The organism is Clostridium sp. YIM B02500, from assembly GCF_022324665.1.
Lineage (GTDB): Bacteria > Bacillota > Clostridia > Clostridiales > Clostridiaceae > Clostridium > Clostridium beijerinckii.
In genome coordinates this window covers 39,825-56,095 of the sequence record NZ_JAKGTE010000020.1, presented here as the reverse complement: position 1 = coordinate 56,095, position 16,271 = coordinate 39,825, and the positions used below count along the sequence as shown (strand labels likewise).

At 28.5% G+C, this 16,271-nt stretch carries 14 protein-coding genes and 1 pseudogene; 7 read left to right on the top strand and 8 right to left on the bottom strand.

The window, feature by feature from the left end:
• Positions 1 to 3 precede the first annotated feature (3 nt).
• The 6 genes and pseudogenes from speD to L1S46_RS16420 form a co-directional block, all read right to left on the bottom strand.
• Positions 4 to 822 carry an adenosylmethionine decarboxylase gene (gene speD / locus L1S46_RS16445; RefSeq protein ID WP_171781401.1) on the bottom strand — a complete coding sequence of 273 codons (819 nt, stop codon included), beginning with the start codon at positions 820 to 822 and terminating at the stop codon, positions 4 to 6.
• A 283-nt stretch (positions 823 to 1,105) separates the two neighbouring features.
• Positions 1,106 to 1,798 (bottom strand): hypothetical protein, encoded by a 693-nt coding sequence (locus L1S46_RS16440; RefSeq protein ID WP_238858920.1) that lies wholly within the window; start codon positions 1,796 to 1,798, stop codon positions 1,106 to 1,108.
• Between the two features lie 222 nt (positions 1,799 to 2,020).
• The gene (locus L1S46_RS16435) at positions 2,021 to 2,365 is read right to left on the bottom strand and encodes a DUF3892 domain-containing protein (protein ID WP_017212590.1); all 345 of its coding nucleotides are present in this window, start codon (positions 2,363 to 2,365) and stop codon (positions 2,021 to 2,023) included.
• A 195-nt stretch (positions 2,366 to 2,560) separates the two neighbouring features.
• Positions 2,561 to 3,163 carry an HAD family phosphatase gene (locus L1S46_RS16430; RefSeq protein ID WP_238858921.1) on the bottom strand — a complete coding sequence of 201 codons (603 nt, stop codon included), beginning with the start codon at positions 3,161 to 3,163 and terminating at the stop codon, positions 2,561 to 2,563.
• An 82-nt stretch (positions 3,164 to 3,245) separates the two neighbouring features.
• A pseudogene (locus L1S46_RS16425) lies at positions 3,246 to 3,808 on the bottom strand (HDIG domain-containing metalloprotein).
• Between the two features lie 247 nt (positions 3,809 to 4,055).
• Positions 4,056 to 4,883: a hypothetical protein gene (locus tag L1S46_RS16420; RefSeq protein ID WP_238858923.1), complete on the bottom strand. Its 828-nt coding sequence runs from the start codon at positions 4,881 to 4,883 to the stop codon at positions 4,056 to 4,058.
• A gap of 369 nt (positions 4,884 to 5,252) precedes the next feature.
• Here L1S46_RS16420 and L1S46_RS16415 point away from each other — a divergent pair, with 369 nt between their 5' ends.
• The 7 genes from L1S46_RS16415 to L1S46_RS16385 all read left to right on the top strand — a co-directional run bounded on the left by L1S46_RS16415 (position 5,253) and on the right by L1S46_RS16385 (position 13,659).
• Positions 5,253 to 5,696 carry an RNA-binding protein gene (locus L1S46_RS16415; protein ID WP_077309330.1) on the top strand — a complete coding sequence of 148 codons (444 nt, stop codon included), beginning with the start codon at positions 5,253 to 5,255 and terminating at the stop codon, positions 5,694 to 5,696.
• Between the two features lie 297 nt (positions 5,697 to 5,993).
• Entirely contained in the window at positions 5,994 to 7,163 is a 1,170-nt protein-coding gene (locus L1S46_RS16410; protein ID WP_238900445.1) for a galactokinase, read from the top strand.
• A gap of 107 nt (positions 7,164 to 7,270) precedes the next feature.
• Complete coding sequence (gene galE / locus L1S46_RS16405) at positions 7,271 to 8,263, top strand: UDP-glucose 4-epimerase GalE (protein WP_012060576.1); 993 nt, start codon at positions 7,271 to 7,273, stop codon at positions 8,261 to 8,263.
• 182 nt (positions 8,264 to 8,445) lie between these two features.
• Complete coding sequence (gene galT, locus L1S46_RS16400) at positions 8,446 to 9,945, top strand: UDP-glucose--hexose-1-phosphate uridylyltransferase (RefSeq protein WP_238858924.1); 1,500 nt, start codon at positions 8,446 to 8,448, stop codon at positions 9,943 to 9,945.
• Between the two features lie 12 nt (positions 9,946 to 9,957).
• Positions 9,958 to 10,971 carry a LacI family DNA-binding transcriptional regulator gene (locus L1S46_RS16395; protein ID WP_238858925.1) on the top strand — a complete coding sequence of 338 codons (1,014 nt, stop codon included), beginning with the start codon at positions 9,958 to 9,960 and terminating at the stop codon, positions 10,969 to 10,971.
• Between the two features lie 514 nt (positions 10,972 to 11,485).
• On the top strand, positions 11,486 to 12,910 hold the full coding sequence (locus L1S46_RS16390; RefSeq protein WP_077830879.1) for a putative DNA modification/repair radical SAM protein: 1,425 nt from the start codon (positions 11,486 to 11,488) through the stop codon (positions 12,908 to 12,910).
• A gap of 2 nt (positions 12,911 to 12,912) precedes the next feature.
• On the top strand, positions 12,913 to 13,659 hold the full coding sequence (locus L1S46_RS16385; RefSeq protein ID WP_238900444.1) for a TIGR03915 family putative DNA repair protein: 747 nt from the start codon (positions 12,913 to 12,915) through the stop codon (positions 13,657 to 13,659).
• Between the two features lie 865 nt (positions 13,660 to 14,524).
• Here the strand turns inward: L1S46_RS16385 and L1S46_RS16380 are convergent.
• Both L1S46_RS16380 and L1S46_RS16375 read right to left on the bottom strand, forming a co-directional pair.
• A complete protein-coding gene (locus L1S46_RS16380; RefSeq protein WP_087701205.1) occupies positions 14,525 to 15,097 on the bottom strand; it encodes a carbonic anhydrase in 573 nt (190 codons plus the stop codon).
• Positions 15,098 to 15,205: 108 nt separating this feature from the next.
• Entirely contained in the window at positions 15,206 to 16,249 is a 1,044-nt protein-coding gene (locus L1S46_RS16375) for a galactose ABC transporter substrate-binding protein (protein WP_238858926.1), read from the bottom strand.
• Positions 16,250 to 16,271 lie beyond the last annotated feature (22 nt).

Genomic DNA, 16,271 nt, shown 5'->3' with positions numbered 1-16,271 from the left:
CCGTTAATATATATTAGTTCCACTAAAAATCTCAATCATCTCTCTTCTTAAGTTGTTTTCAATTTCAAGTCTTTGCTTTGGCTTGATTTCATAAACATCTCTATTAAAAAGGTAATTTTGAAGTTCAATTTCTTTAATTAGCATTTTAGTGTGAAATATATTTGATTGATATACATTTATATCCATTGCATCATATCTCTTCAAGGTATTTTCATCAATATAATCTTGTATTGATGTTATTTTATGATCTATAAATAATTTTTTGCCATCAACATCTCGGGTAAAACCTCTGACACGATAATCTATCGTTATGATGTCTGAATCAAAACTTCCTATAAGATAGTTTAGTGCATTTAGCGGAGATACTTCTCCACAAGTGGCTACATCAATATCAACACGAAAAGTAGCAATTGAATTATCTGGATGATATTCTGGATAAGTATGCACAGTAACATGACTTTTATCTAAATGTCCTACAACAGTGTCTCTAGTTTTCAAAATGTCAATTTCACCTTTATTACAAGATGCATCTATTTCTTTGACTGCTAGGGTCTGTTCCGATACTAGAATAGTTACACTTGCTCCTTGAGGATCATAATCTTGTTTTGAAATATTAAGTACATGTGCTCCAATACTTTCCGTTACATCACACAGAATTCTAGTAAGTCTTTCTGAATTGTATTGCTCATCAATATAAGCAATATAGTCCTTTTGCTCTCGCTCACTTTTTGCATAGCATACATCATAGATGTTAAAGCTAAGTGTTTTTGTGAGGTTGTTAAAGCCGTATAACTTCAGCTTGTTTTCCAACCCTAACATCACAACCTTTCTGGCATAAATTATAGTTGCATTAGAATTTGTTTCAAAAATTCAATCACTAAAATCCTATATATTCTAATGTTTATAACCTTCAAATACTCACCTTCTAGTTTACCTTGAAACATCTTTATTATACAACATTGACATTTTACTATATTATCTTTAAAATTGCTACTATTTATGACAATATTTCTTTAATATACTTGATAAATTTGTTTGAAGTCCCTTATGCTTTATTTTGGTTGCAAATCCTTCTTATTTCTCACATATATAAATAAAGTAATAATTAACTATTTTTTCTTAAAGCTCTTTCTTTTACATATTGATTATATTCTTCTATTGAATAAACTTCTGGTTCTCTTACTTCTTCCAAGAAATGTGAAGCCTCTGCATCTGCATTACTAAATGCCAAAACTGACTTATGCATTTCTATTGCCTTATTGTAGTCTCTATATTCATCCTTTGGAACATAAGCACCCATATGCCATCTTATCATTAAACATTCTTCTAATGATAACTTGACAAACTGTTGAAGTAGAATTACACTTTTCTCTCCATGTCCTAAAGGAATTTTATCGTCAAATTCATAGGCTGCATATCCTATCCACTTTCCTGTCATCTCATCTTTTTTTAATCTCATAGTTTTTTCATAAAAATTACACTTACACAGATCATGCAGATATCCTGTTAAATACATTGTATCATGACTCAAACCTATGTTATATTGTTTATTTTTTTGTATTAATAGTTCAACAACATTATCAGAGTGAAGTGCTAATCCTCCATCAAAGTTTGAATGAAACTTAGTAGATGCTGGGGCTGTAAAATAATCGGTTCTTTCTAAAAGATATTTTATTAATTCATCTATCCCATCTCTTTTAATCGAGCTCAATCTTTCTAATATCTTATCTTTCAATTCTTGCATTTCTTTTGCTGCCTTAGCTTTTGTCATTTCCTTTAAGTCACTTAAATCACTCATGAATACATCTCCTTACATTAATCAACTTATAATTATTATTTTTTTCCTCTAAGCACATATCTATTCATTATTATGCTTCTTTTACTATTTTAACACTTTTAAGAAAAAACTCATATCATTGAATTCAATGATATGAGTTTTCTAGTTAAAAATATTCTTTCTTTATTTTAATAGTAACATATTTCATAGAGTTTATAAGCAAATTTTATTTAAAAAAGTATTTTATTCTTCTACTACTGGCAAGGCGCTTAAATTGTTTGACTCATCATCATCTCTTAAGCTCCGTAAATATTCCTCACCTTTTCTTGATGTTGAGACAGATACTCCAGATATAGCTCCATCTTTGGCTAGCTCCACGCCTCTTTCTTTAGTTATTCTCTCTCCATTTGAAAGCTCATATCCTGTTATCTCACCCGAATGCTTTATTATAGCCTTTATAGAGCTTTTTTCAACATTTGACTGTGAATCTTCGTTATCACTTAACTTTATGTCAGTATTTGCTACAGCAGCATTATGAATAAAGTCATATGTTAATCCCATTGAAGATACATTATATTTATCCTCCATACAAACACCTCCTATTTTCTAGATAAGCATATGTGTATATTTTTAAACTCTGTTTTTTAATTTTTTAAAATACACTTGCTGAATAATTAAAATATAGCAAGTCAGTATTTTAGTATATTTTATATGCCTATTCTAAAAACCTTTAGTGTTATATTGTCCAATAAAAATACTTTAATGCATTCTATTATTTACTATTTAAATATTGATATCAAATTTTTGTAATTCATCTTCCAGTTTCCTTGGTTCTTTTAAAACTATTCCTTTTAATCCAAGCTTAATAGCAGCTTCGATATTTTGCTCCATATCATCTATAAATAAAGTTTCACCTGGTTCTAAACTATATCTATATAGTATCTTCTCATAAATTTCTTTTTCAGGTTTAAGTAATTTCTCTTTATAAGAAACCACTCCTCCTTCAAATAATTTAAATAAGTCATATTTATTATTTATATATTCAAACGCTGCTAGATGAAAATTGGATAGATAATAAATTTTATAACCTTTTTGCTTTAGTTTTTTTAATGTATCCACGCTGCTTTCTATTGGAGTCAGTATGTCGTACCAATTTTCAAAGACTTTATTAATTAACTCTTCACTTTCAGTGTTTCTATTAATTATATTTCTTTTAGCATCTTCTTCACAAATTGTTCCTCTATCAAGCATCGGCCATTCATCACTCTGAAATACACATTTATATATTTCTTCTACCTTTTCTTCATCAATTTTAGATTCCACATATATCTTTGGTTGAAAATCTAAAATAACATTTCCAAGATCAAATATTACATTTTTAATCATAAAAATTCTCCTAATTTTAATAATGTATTTTATCAATATAATTTTATATTTTTCTAATAAATTTAACTATTAATATTCCATACTAAAGGCCAATATCTTCTGCTACATTTCTCATTCCTAAAATTGTATTTTCTATAACCTTGTCTAATTCCATATCTATCATCTTGCAACCATTTAATATTACATTTCTGTCTACTCCTGCCGCAAATCCTTTAGTCTTAAATTTTTTCTTAACAGATTTAACTTCTAGATCCATTACGCTTTTAGATGGTCTCATTAATGCAGCTGCCCCTATAAGACCTGTAAGTTCATCTATTGTATAAAGTACCTTCTCAGCATTGCTTTCAGGTTTTATTTCATTTACTATTCCATATCCATGAGATGCAACCGCTCTTATATAACTCTCCGGAAATCCTTCTTCTCTCATTATTTCTTGAGATTTAGCACAATGCTTATCTGAATACATTTCATAATCTATATCATGAAGTAATCCAATTATGCCCCATACATCCTCATCTTCATTATAGAGTTTAGCAAAATGTCTCATTGCCCCTCTACTGCTAGTCCATGTTTTCTGAGTGCATCACTTTTATTATACTTACAAAGTGCGTCCCATGCCTTTTGTCTATTAATTTTTTCTTCCATATTATATAGCCCCCTTAACATATGTATATAAAATTATTTTTATTAACATTTATTTCTATATATGAAATTATATCCATGTTAATAAAAATAATATCACTATGAAAATTTATAATCAATATTATTAGGATTTAAGTTATAAAATTATATATATCATACTTAAGTTTCTAAATTCTAATCCCAATGCAAGATCCTTCTTACTAGCATTTTTAAATGTAAATTTATTATTCAACTTTATAAATGCGACTTCCTATTTATAAGTCTGCATTTTATGGCTAATATTTTTATATTCATCCTTTAGCTTAGTAATTACTCTTTCTTCATCATATTTATTATACGGCCATATTCTAGTTTCTACCTTACATCTAATCCACTCAGCTTTTAAACATATTTGCACAAGCTCATCTATATCTCTATTTAGGCTTTCAATTTCATTTTCATAATTACTTACTATATAGTCGCTTTTTTCAACTATATTATTTATTAATTGCAAATCATCTCTGTATGCAGATTTAACTTCATTTTTAAGTTCTAGTAAATTTAATAAATTTATATTATTTTTATGTTCAACATTCTTATAACTATTTGCCATAGTCAAAAATTCCTTTAATATTTTTTTTTCACTTATCACATCTATAGCTTCATAAAATTTCGTTGTTATATCTTCATTTCTTTCTGCAGATTTTATTGCATTTTTACAATAATATATTAATAAATAACTATTAAGTGTAGCTTTTAATTCTTCTACTTTTGATATTAGCTCAATATCTAGTTTTCCTGTAAAATTCAAATGCATTTTAATCAACGATACTATTTTATCTAACTCTCTTCTATATTCAACCTTATTACTTCCATCTTTAGTTCTAATATATAAGTTAGTTATATTGCTTAGCTCTTTCAAGCTTGCAATATGCGTTCTTAATGTAGTTATCCATATGACTCTAAATCTTGTAATATTATTTATGTAAAGAGTTTTCTTGTTTTGAAATAAATTAAGCACTCCTGTTAAAAGAGTTATTAATATTCCCGTAAATGTAATTATATCTATTATTGCTATCTCCAGTTCTCCGATTCTCATAAAATTCTCCTAAGTTCCTTAGCTTATATTCTCTAGCTGTCTTTATATTTCATAAACAAACATAAAAAAGAACTAAGATTACAGTTCTCAGCCCTCGTTCTTGTGTTTATTTTATTCATTTTTTCCTCTTTTATTCTGTATTCTAAACATAAAATATTTTCTTTCATTAATATATATATTTCAAAAATGATTCTTCATGATAATTCTAAAAATATTGCAATAATTTTAGTTGCAATTGTGAATTGTGCAATGTGCGTTGTGCATTGTGAATTGCAACATATATATATTTTATTATAGATTAAATTTTAGTATCCTTTTATATGCCTCTGTAATAAACTATAATAAAGCAATTAACAAAAAGGTGGTAAAATGAATCCTTTATTAAGTATGATACTCAGTTCCCTTTTTAATGGAATGGGTGGCGGATTTAGAAATCCCATGATGCCTAACCAAAATGGTGGCAGTAATCCAAATCAAATGGGTGGTAATCCTTTATTGAACATGCTTATGGGTGGCATGGGTGGCGGCATGAACCCTATGAATGGAAATCCATTAATGAACATGTTGATGGGAAATATGGGCGGATCTAACGGTTCTCCATTTAATAATCCAAATAACAACCCTAACATGAATAATGCAAATAATATGAATAGCAATGGTCCAAATATGAATAATATGGGAAATATGAACGATATTAATTCCTTATTAAGTATGCTAATGGGAAATCAGGGCAATATGCCTATGAATAATATGAATAACATGATGAACAATATGAACAACAATTCAAATAGACATTCCCATTCAAAAAAATAGTGGACATTCTAATAGGTAGCTTAAAATTTAGGCTACCTATTAAATTTTATAACAGTAAGCCTTTTCTATAAAAATATTCTAAATTTATATATTCTCAAATAATCACTTCAGAAATAATTATTATTTGTAATCTTTCTCATGAAAGATCAAGCTTATCACTGTTGTCCTATTAAGCCTTCATCTATAGTGTATATTCACAGATTTTGTATATATCTAAAAAATTCTAAATTTTCTTAATTCCCTCTTTACTTTTTAATAGTAATCGCTTACTATTAAATTAAAAGGGAGGTATTAAATATGGAGAATATTAATGTATTAAAAAGTGATTTCACAAAATTATTTGCAAAAGATGCTGAAAGTGTTTTCTTTTCACCTGGAAGAGTTAATTTAATTGGAGAGCATACTGATTACAATGGAGGTAATGTCTTTCCTTGCGCTCTTACTATTGGAACTTATGCTTTAGTTAGACAAAGAGAAGATAAAAATGTATTAGTTAACTCTTTAAACTTTAAAGAATTAGGAATTTTAGAATTTAGTTTAGAGAATATGATATATGAAAAACAACACGATTGGGCCAATTATCCTAAAGGTGTAATTAAAACTTTTGAAAATCATGGTTATAATATTCCTAATGGATTTGAAATACTTTTCTATGGAAATATTCCAAATGGTTCTGGATTGTCCTCTTCTGCTTCAATAGAAGTTTTGATGGGAACTATATTAAATGATTTGTTCAATTTAAATATCAACATGGTTGATATAGTAAAAATGTGTCAAGAAGCTGAAAATAAATTTATCAGTGTAAATTGTGGAATAATGGATCAATTTGCTATTGGCATGGGAAAGGAAAATTGTGCGATTCTTTTAGATTGTAATACCTTGAAATATTCATACAGTACTATTGCTATGGATGGCTACAAGATAGTAATTGCCAATACAAATAAAAAGCGTGGTCTAGCTGACTCTAAGTACAATGAAAGACGAAGTGAATGTGAAACTGCCTTAGCTGAAATACAAAAAGTTAAGAATATTAATGCTTTAGGTGAGCTTACAGAAGAAGAATTTGAAGAAGTTAAATCTTGTATTTCAGATCCTATTAAAGCAAAAAGAGCAAAACATGCAGTATATGAAAATAGAAGAACATTAAAGGCTGTAAAAGCTCTAGAAGAAAATGATTTAACTCTATTCGGAAAACTTATGAATGATTCTCACATTTCTCTAAGAGATGATTATGAAGTTACTGGAATAGAGCTAGATACTTTAGTTTCTCTTGCTTGGAAAAGTGAAGGTGTAATTGGAGCTCGTATGACAGGCGCTGGTTTTGGAGGCTGCACAGTTAATATTGTTAAAGAAGACTGCATAGATTCATTTGTAGAAAAAGTTAAAGCTGAATATACAAGCAAAATTGGCTATGAACCTAGCTTCTATGTAGTTAGCATTTCAGATGGAACAAGAAAAATTGGATAAAAGATTTACTACTTAAGATTTTATTAAGTTGATTATAAGAAAGATTTAGTTTAAATTTAAAGTATAAGTCTTTAAACCAAATCAATAAAAATAAGGGAGATGTTAATATGTCAATATTAGTTTGTGGTGGTGCTGGATATATCGGCTCTCATACAGTTCATGAACTTGTAAAACAAAATAAAGACGTAATAATAGTTGATAATTTACAATCAGGTCATATGAAAGCTGTAAATCCAAAAGCAAAATTTTATAAAGGTGATATAAGAGATTCTGAGTTTTTAGATAAAGTTTTTTCTGAAAATAAAATCGATGCTATTATACATTTCGCTGCTAATTCTTTAGTTGGCGAAAGTATGGTAAAACCTCTACTATATTTCAATAATAATGTATATGGTATGCAAATATTACTTGAAAGCATGGTAAAACATGATATTAAGAATATAGTTTTTTCTTCAACTGCAGCAGTATATGGAGAACCAAAGAAAATTCCTATCTCTGAAGATGATGAAACAAATCCAACTAATACCTATGGTGAAACAAAGCTGACTATGGAAAAAATGATGAAATGGGTTAGCAAAGCTAATGGAATAAATTACGTTTCTTTAAGATACTTTAATGCAGCTGGTGCACTAGAAGATGGAAGCATCGGTGAGGATCACTCTCCTGAAAGTCACTTAATACCTCTAATACTTCAAGTTCCACTTGGAAAAAGAGAAGCTATAACTGTTTTTGGAGAAGATTATGATACTCCTGATGGTACTTGTATAAGAGATTATATTCATGTACTAGACTTAGCAGACGCACATATAAAAGCTGTTGAGTATTTACAAAGCGGAAATAAAAGTAACATCTTCAATCTAGGTAATGGAATTGGCTTTAGCGTTAAAGAAATGATTGATTCAGCTAAAGAAGCAACTAGTGAAGAAATTAAAGTTGTTGTGGGCGAAAGACGTGCTGGTGATCCTGCAAGATTAATAGCTTCTAATGAAAAAGCTCAAAAGATTCTAGGCTGGACTCCTAAATATACTGATGTAAAAGCTATAATCAAAACAGCTTGGACATGGCACAAAAATAATCCTAACGGATATGATGACAAATAATAAAATCATATAGAATTTTAAAATTTATCTTGGGAAACTAGAGCCAACCTAAAAACTTATATGGTTCAAGTTTCCGCCACCTAGGCATAGAAAAAGATAGTCTATGAAATAAACTAACATGGACTTATTTTTTAGATATGTCTTAGATTAATACCTTTTGTTAAAATTGAGGAGGTTTTAGCATGATAAATATAAATCATGAAATAAGTAGACTTATAAACTTTGCATTGAAAAAAAATCTTATAAATAATGATGATATAATTTACTCTACCAATATGATTCTTGGAGTATTAAACTTAAATGAATTTGAAGTTTGTGAAGTTGATGAAACTTTAGAAACTCCAACTCCTATCTTAGAAAATATCTTAGACTACGCATGTGAAAATAATTTAATAGAAAATACAGTGACTGAAAGAGACTTATTTGATACTTTAATTATGAACTGCGTAATGCCAAGACCTTCTGAGGTTATAAATAATTTTAATAATTTATATAATATATCTCCAACTAAAGCTACTGAGTACTATTATGATTTAAGTATTTCTTCTAACTATATTCGAAAAGATAGAATTGATAAGAACATAATCTGGAAAGCACCAACGGAATATGGAGACTTAGATATAACAATTAATTTATCAAAGCCAGAAAAAGATCCTAGAGATATAGCAAAGGCTAAATTGATTAAATCTAGTTCATATCCTAAATGTTTATTATGTAAAGAAAATGAAGGATTTTATGGTCATATAAATCATCCTGCCAGACAGACTCATAGAATTATACCTTTGGATTTTGATAAACAAAAATATTTCTTACAGTATTCCCCTTATACTTATTATAATGAGCATTGTATAATTCTAAATAGCGAGCATATACCTATGAAAATTAATAAGGATACTTTTAGGAATTTATTGATTTTTACTGATATACTCCCTCATTACTTTGCTGGATCTAACGCTGACTTGCCTATAGTTGGAGGATCAATACTATCTCATGATCATTATCAAGGTGGTCACTACACATTTGCTATGGAAAAGGCTATAATAGAAAAAAACTACTCAGTTAAAAATTATGAAGATGTTGAAATAGGTAGAGTCAAATGGCCTATGTCTGTTGTTAGACTTTCAAGTAATGATAAAGATAAATTATTAGATTTAGCTGATCATATTTTAACTTCATGGAGAAGTTATTCTGATGAATCTGTAAATATATTAAGTCATACAATGGATGAACCGCATAATACTATTACTCCTATTGCAAGAAAAAGGAATAATAAGTACGAACTAGATTTAGTCTTAAGGAACAATAGAACAAGTACTGAGCACCCTCTTGGTATTTTCCATCCTCATAGTGAAGTTCATCACATTAAAAAAGAAAATATAGGACTAATAGAAGTCATGGGACTTGCAGTTCTTCCTGCAAGATTAAAAGAAGAATTAAACATTTTAAAGGAATACTTAATTAATAGAAAAGACAACATTTTAGATGATGAAATGGTGGCAAAACATTCTGATTGGTATAAATATCTTCTAGAAAAACACTCTAATATATCTCAAGAAAACGTTGATTCTATTTTAAAAGAGGAAGTTGGATTTAAATTCTTAGAAGTATTATGTCACTCCGGAGTATTTAAAAGAAATAAAGAAGGATTTGCTGCCTTTGATAAATTTATAAATATATTATAAGGTGGAATAATTATGAAATTAACCATAGTAGATGTAGCAAAAAAAGCTAATGTATCTGTTGCCACTGTTTCAAGGGTAATGAATGGCAATTATCCAGTGAAAGAAGAAACAAGAAAAAGAGTACTTGAAGTAATAGAGGAACTTAAATATATTCCCAATATGCAAGCACGTGAGCTTACTAAACAGAAGTCAGCTACTATAGGTGTTGTTGTTCCTAGTATCAATAATATGTTTTTCCCAGAAGTTATAAACGGGATTGAAAGCAGCTTAAAAGCAAATAATTTGTCTTTAGTGCTGGCATGTAGTAATAATGATAGTGAAGAAGAAAAATTATGTGTTAACAATTTATTATCTAGGAATGTATCTGGAATAATAGTTATTGACCCAAATACAGAAAATATTAAATCTAAATTTTTTCATAATATTTCAAAACAAACTCCCATTGTTTTTGTTAATGGACATTCCGTGTCCACAAATATTTCATCTGTTGTAAATGATGAAGCTATGGGTGCAAGTATGGCTTTAAATTATTTATTAGAAAAAAATCACAAAGATATACTATTTGTTAGAGGAAAAGATAGTTATTCTTATGACGTAAAAGAAAAAGTTTATACAGAAATAATGGATGATTTAAATAATTTTAATCCAAAAAATATTATCAACATAGGAAATGGAAATAGTAGTGAAACTGTTGATAACACTGTTAATACATTCCTAAATATCCTTAAATCATCTACTGCAACTGCAGTTCTTGCTTGCAATGACCTTATGGCTGTTGGTGTACTTAACGCTTGCAAAAAACTAAATATAGATGTACCAGATAAATTATCTATTATGGGATTCGATAATATAGATTTGAGTAAATTTGTAGAACCTAAGTTAACTACTATAGATCAAAACATGTTTCTTCTTGGCTCAAATGCAGCAACACTGCTATTAGAAAAAATAGAATGTGATAATTCTTGCAGCAAGAGAATTATTCTTATGAATACTTTAATTGAGCGTGATACTGTAACCGCTATTTAATATATTTATTAAAATAAATAATGCATTTGTTATAGTTACTGATTATTTTTAATGTAACATATACCAAAGCATTATTTTTTTAATTTAATCATAAATAAGTTTATAACTGAATTCTATTTACACAGAAGTTACTCTTACATACGGAATTTAACTTTTCATTTTAGTTTTTTATCAAAACTTTAAAATGAATTCATTGCCACAGAACATATATTCGTATATAATATTTTTAACGAATATATGTTCTTTTTCTATTTGTATATGTTCTAAAAAATATGATTCAATCATTATAGAATTACCTAATTTTTTATTATCTTATATTTTAAAATAAACTTCGATGAATTAAATTTTTTAGAGCGTGTATATTTTATGATAATTAATTTAACTTTAAAATTTTATTCTCTACGTGCCTAATTAATGCAAAAATACAAAAACTAAATTCCAATACACTATTCAAGTTTTGTCAGAGCATATATTTTAATTTTAAAGTTTCATTTTATAAGGAAGTGTAATCAAAATGGATTTAATGGAAAAATTAAAAATATTATCTAATGCCGCAAAATATGATGTCTCTTGTTCCTCTTCTGGCTCAAAGAGACAGAATGCTAAAAATGGAATAGGCAATGCTTCAGAAGCTGGTATTTGTCACAGCTTTACTCCGGATGGACGTTGCATTTCTCTCCTTAAAATATTATTTTCAAATGATTGTATTTTTGATTGTAAATATTGCATTAATGGATCATCTAGAGATTTTTTAAGAGTAAGCTTTACTCCTGATGAAATATGCAGTCTTGCTATTAATTTTTACAGGCGTAATTATATAGAGGGCCTCTTTTTAAGTTCTGCTGTTATTTATAATCCTAATTATACTATGGAACTTCTACTTAAAACTGTGAAAAAACTGCGTATAGAAAATAAGTTCAATGGTTATATTCATCTAAAAGCTATACCTGGCGCTGATAATGCTTTAATTGAGGAAGCTGGAAAGTTTGTAGATAGAATGAGTGTTAATATAGAACTTCCTTCTAGCAATAGTCTTAAACTTTTAGCACCTCAAAAGAGTAAAGAAAAAATTCTACAACCTATGAAAACTATAAAAAATTCAATACTTAATTATAGTGAAATGAAAAAAAGCATAAAAAGTACACCATTGTTTGTACCAGGTGGTCAAAGTACTCAATTAATCGTTGGTGCAACTCCTGAAAGTGATGGAAAAATCCTAAAACTCTCTGAAGCTCTTTACAATAAATATAGTCTAAAGAGAGTGTACTACTCTGCTTATGTCCCTGTAATTAAGGACAATAACCTGCTTCCTGACATTACGCATCCACCAATGCTTAGAGAACATAGACTTTATCAAGCCGATTGGCTTCTTAGATATTATGGATTTAAAGCTAATGAACTCTTGAAGAATGATGATGATAACTTTGATTTAAATTTTGACCCAAAAACACATTGGGCATTATCCAATTTGAATGAATTTCCTGTTGAAATTAACAAAGTTTCTTATGAAAAATTATTACGAATACCTGGTATAGGAGTTACTTCTGCTAAGAAAATTTTAAAAATAAGAAGAGTTCATAATCTGACCTTTGATGACTTGAGAAATCTAAGGGTTGTACTTAAAAGAGCTAAATATTTTATTACCTGTAACGGAAAATATCATGGAGATGTTCTTTTTGATACTATTAAAATAAAAAATAAACTTCTAGAACACGATATTTCTAAAAGTGGCAGCGTAAATCCTAATCAAATATCATTTTTTGATAATACTTCATTTAATGATGTAAAGCTTCCTTCTGGAATTATATTACCTAAGGATAATATTTCTTTATCACATATATCATCTATAAAAAATGAAAACTCTTTAAATAATATAATTCCTAAGTCAAATATATTAACATTAGGTGATAAAATTACTTCTTTAACTGGAGAGTTTTGATTATGAAAATATACTTATATGACGATACTTTTGAAGGCCTATTAACTTCCATATATGATGCTTTTTACTCAAACGGCTCACCTCCAACATCTATATATGGAAAAAGCCAAACAAATACTCCCCTTCTACTAGGGAATATAGTTGAAATTTCTACTGATATTAATAAGTTCAAAAAAGTAAAAAATGCTATTATAAATAAAATTAATTTCCTCTCATTAAAAAAAATATACTTTGCATTTTTAAGTAATTATGAGGACAAAGGAATAATAATATTTAATTATTTAAAGATAGCCTTTAAACTCGGACCAGATGTTCATGATTTTTTAAATATAGATGTAATAAGACTTGTAGATAATATTACAAAAAATGTTTTAAATGAATGCCATAGATTTGAAGGATTTATTAGATTTAATCAAATAGAAGAGAAACTTTTATACTCTTCTATTGAACCAGATAATGATATTTTAGAGCTTATTGGGGATCATTTTAAAAATAGATTTCCTAGGGAATATTTTATTATACACGATATTTCTAGACAAAAGGCTTTAATATATAATACAAATTTTTACGAAATAATAGATATGGATATGGAAACTTATGAAAAACTAAAATTTCACAACGATGAATATACAGACCTTTGGAAAACATATTTTAAAGCCACTACTATACAAGAGCGAAAAAATCTTAAACTTCAATGTAGAATGATGCCTAAAAGATATTGGAAGCACATACTAGAAACCAAGATATAATTTACATTCTTCATAAGTGTAAGTATTGCTAATTGAGTGAAATATAGAAATACTTGCAAGTATTGAGGACAATTTATGTTTGCTGCTGAAAAGACGAAATAGAATATATGTGTTTGCTCCGGTTCCTTGAAGATTTTACTGGGTAATTCTACAATTATAAGTTGCATCCAAAGTGCTTGCTTCAAAGACTATGCTTTGAACAAGCACATTTGGAACAACTTATAATCTAGAATTACAGCCAGCAAAATCTTCTTATGAACACTGTGCAAAAACATATATTCCATTTCTAATTTAGTAGTAAATTAAAGTAAATCCATATTCACGCAAATATTTTTATATTTCCGAGGTTAGCAAATTAGGCATATGAAAGAACACACTCAAAATACGCTGATTCTCCCATGCCAGACAAAGAATTCTGATGTCCCCATATAGGATAGGTAAATTTTACTCCTACATAACATTCAATGTTTAATTTTAAAATTATTGGGTATTTATTAACACTATAGATTTGATAACTCATAAAAATTTACAACGTAATCACAATCCATGTATTGATCTCTAGGTATTTCGTATCTAGATACCGAACTCAAATCAAAACATATATTTCCAATTATGATATATTCCAGAAAGGAAGGTCATGCTTTTGTGGAGGCGTTACATATGGGATTTAGTTGCAGACATTTCTTCATTAGAAGTTGTTCCATTTATTGCTTGTCCTGTGCTTGTCACGGGAGCATGCAAAAATGGGTACAACTTCTAATGTTAGAAATTCGCAACAAAATCCTTAAGTAACCCGAACAAATGCATGACCTTCCTTTCGGTATTTATACACCTAACTATAAATTTTAACTTCGGTATCTAGCCTTTAGTTTACGTCTTTAATATCTCCATTTATTATGATTTCTAATTCTCCAGTTTCAGGACTCATAATGAGACCATGTACCCTTACGTCGTTAGGTAAAAGAGGATGATCTTTTATCATTTTAACACTTTCTTTTATTGATTCCTCAACAGATTCAAAACCATGAAGCCATCTCTCAACGTTAACTCCTGCGTTATTTAAAGTAGAGAGCGTTTCTTCCTTAATTCCTCTATCTAACATTTTATCAACAAGTTTTTTTGTGTTTAAATTACTCATCCCACAACCATGATGTCCTATTACAAAAACATCTTCTGCTCCAAATTCATATACTGCAACTAATATACTTCTCATTACGCCACCAAATGGGTGCATAACTGTTGCTCCTGCATCTTTTATTATTTTTGCATCCCCATTTTTGATATTCATGGCTTTAGGCAACAATTCTGTTAATCTTGTATCCATACATGATAATATCGCCATCTTTTTCTTAGGTATCTTAGTTGTTACATATTCCTGATAATCTTTGTTCCCCACAAAACTTTCATTATACTTTATTATTTCTTCTAATTTACTCATTTTAGCCCCACTCCTCGTAAATTTTAATAATATAATACGTTTTTTTATTAACTTAATATTAAGTTAAGTTGGTTTGATTGTAAAGTTATTTTATATATCTTTTAATTCTTACTTACTCATGTATTCATGATAAGGCAATCGAATTGAAACTCCTGTTTGATCAAATTTATATTCTGTATCATAAAGCGGGTTTTTATTAGAAACAAGATTAATTCCAACACTGTAAAGTGCTTTAGCTAATTCATAAGGATCCTGTAGAACAGACCCAGTCATTATTCCTTGTTTAATTAATTCCTGTGCCTCTGGTATTGCATCAACTCCTACAACTGCTATATTAGGAGTCTTGCCACCCTTATTATAGCCATATTCTTGCAATGCTTTAATCGCACCTATAGCCATGGAATCATTATTCGCAATTATAGCCTCAATTTTATTTCCATACTGCAGAAACAATGTTTTAGTAACATTCCTAGCTTCTTCCTCATTCCAATCACAAACCCTTAATGCAACTTCTTGAGTCTTTATTCCCGAATTATTGATTTTTAATATAGAGTATTCTGTTCTTTTAATTGCCTCTAAATTATTTTGTTCTCCCATTAACATAACATATTGAAGTATATCATCTTTATTTTTATCCATTGCTGTTTTATTTTTATTCCATGCATTTATAATAACTTTTCCTTGTAATAGTCCGGCTTCCTCAGCCTCTGTTCCTATATAGCAAGCTTTATTATAAGATCTTATAGAATCTATCGCAACTGGTTCCCTATTAAATAGAATTACTGGAATATTAATTCCTTTTACTTTATTAATAACTGACTGTGTACTCGTTGTTTGGACTAGATTTACTAGCAAAAGATCAACATCTTGCTTTTCAATTAAGTTATTAATATCTTTATCCTGTATAGATTGATCATTCTTCCCATCATAAAAAATAAATTCAATGTTTCCTTCGTTCTCTTTTTGTATTTTTTCTAAATTTTCACGAACTAAAGAAATATAAGCATCATCAAATCTATATAATAGTACAGCTGCTTTAATAGCCTTTCCTTCAGCAATTCTTGAACTCGCCATGATATTACTTTGATTAATGCTTATTAGCATAGCTGCTGCAATCATGATAATAATTATGGTAGTTATTTTCTTAGACATCTTATACTAATCCTCCATATTT

What these genes read in the sequence shown, in the direction of transcription:
- L1S46_RS16440 (WP_238858920.1), bottom strand. Translation starts at nt 1,798, where the DNA reads ATGAGTGATTTAAGTGACTTAAAGGAAATGACAAAAGCTAAGGCAGCA.
- L1S46_RS16435 (WP_017212590.1), bottom strand. Translation starts at nt 2,365, where the DNA reads ATGGAGGATAAATATAATGTATCTTCAATGGGATTAACATATGACTTT.
- L1S46_RS16430 (WP_238858921.1), bottom strand. Translation starts at nt 3,163, where the DNA reads ATGATTAAAAATGTAATATTTGATCTTGGAAATGTTATTTTAGATTTT.
- L1S46_RS16420 (WP_238858923.1), bottom strand. Translation starts at nt 4,883, where the DNA reads ATGAGAATCGGAGAACTGGAGATAGCAATAATAGATATAATTACATTT.
- L1S46_RS16415 (WP_077309330.1), top strand. Translation starts at nt 5,253, where the DNA reads ATGAATCCTTTATTAAGTATGATACTCAGTTCCCTTTTTAATGGAATG.
- L1S46_RS16410 (WP_238900445.1), top strand. Translation starts at nt 5,994, where the DNA reads ATGGAGAATATTAATGTATTAAAAAGTGATTTCACAAAATTATTTGCA.
- galE (WP_012060576.1), top strand. Translation starts at nt 7,271, where the DNA reads ATGTCAATATTAGTTTGTGGTGGTGCTGGATATATCGGCTCTCATACA.
- galT (WP_238858924.1), top strand. Translation starts at nt 8,446, where the DNA reads ATGATAAATATAAATCATGAAATAAGTAGACTTATAAACTTTGCATTG.
- L1S46_RS16395 (WP_238858925.1), top strand. Translation starts at nt 9,958, where the DNA reads ATGAAATTAACCATAGTAGATGTAGCAAAAAAAGCTAATGTATCTGTT.
- L1S46_RS16390 (WP_077830879.1), top strand. Translation starts at nt 11,486, where the DNA reads ATGGATTTAATGGAAAAATTAAAAATATTATCTAATGCCGCAAAATAT.
- L1S46_RS16385 (WP_238900444.1), top strand. Translation starts at nt 12,913, where the DNA reads ATGAAAATATACTTATATGACGATACTTTTGAAGGCCTATTAACTTCC.
- L1S46_RS16380 (WP_087701205.1), bottom strand. Translation starts at nt 15,097, where the DNA reads ATGAGTAAATTAGAAGAAATAATAAAGTATAATGAAAGTTTTGTGGGG.
- L1S46_RS16375 (WP_238858926.1), bottom strand. Translation starts at nt 16,249, where the DNA reads ATGTCTAAGAAAATAACTACCATAATTATTATCATGATTGCAGCAGCT.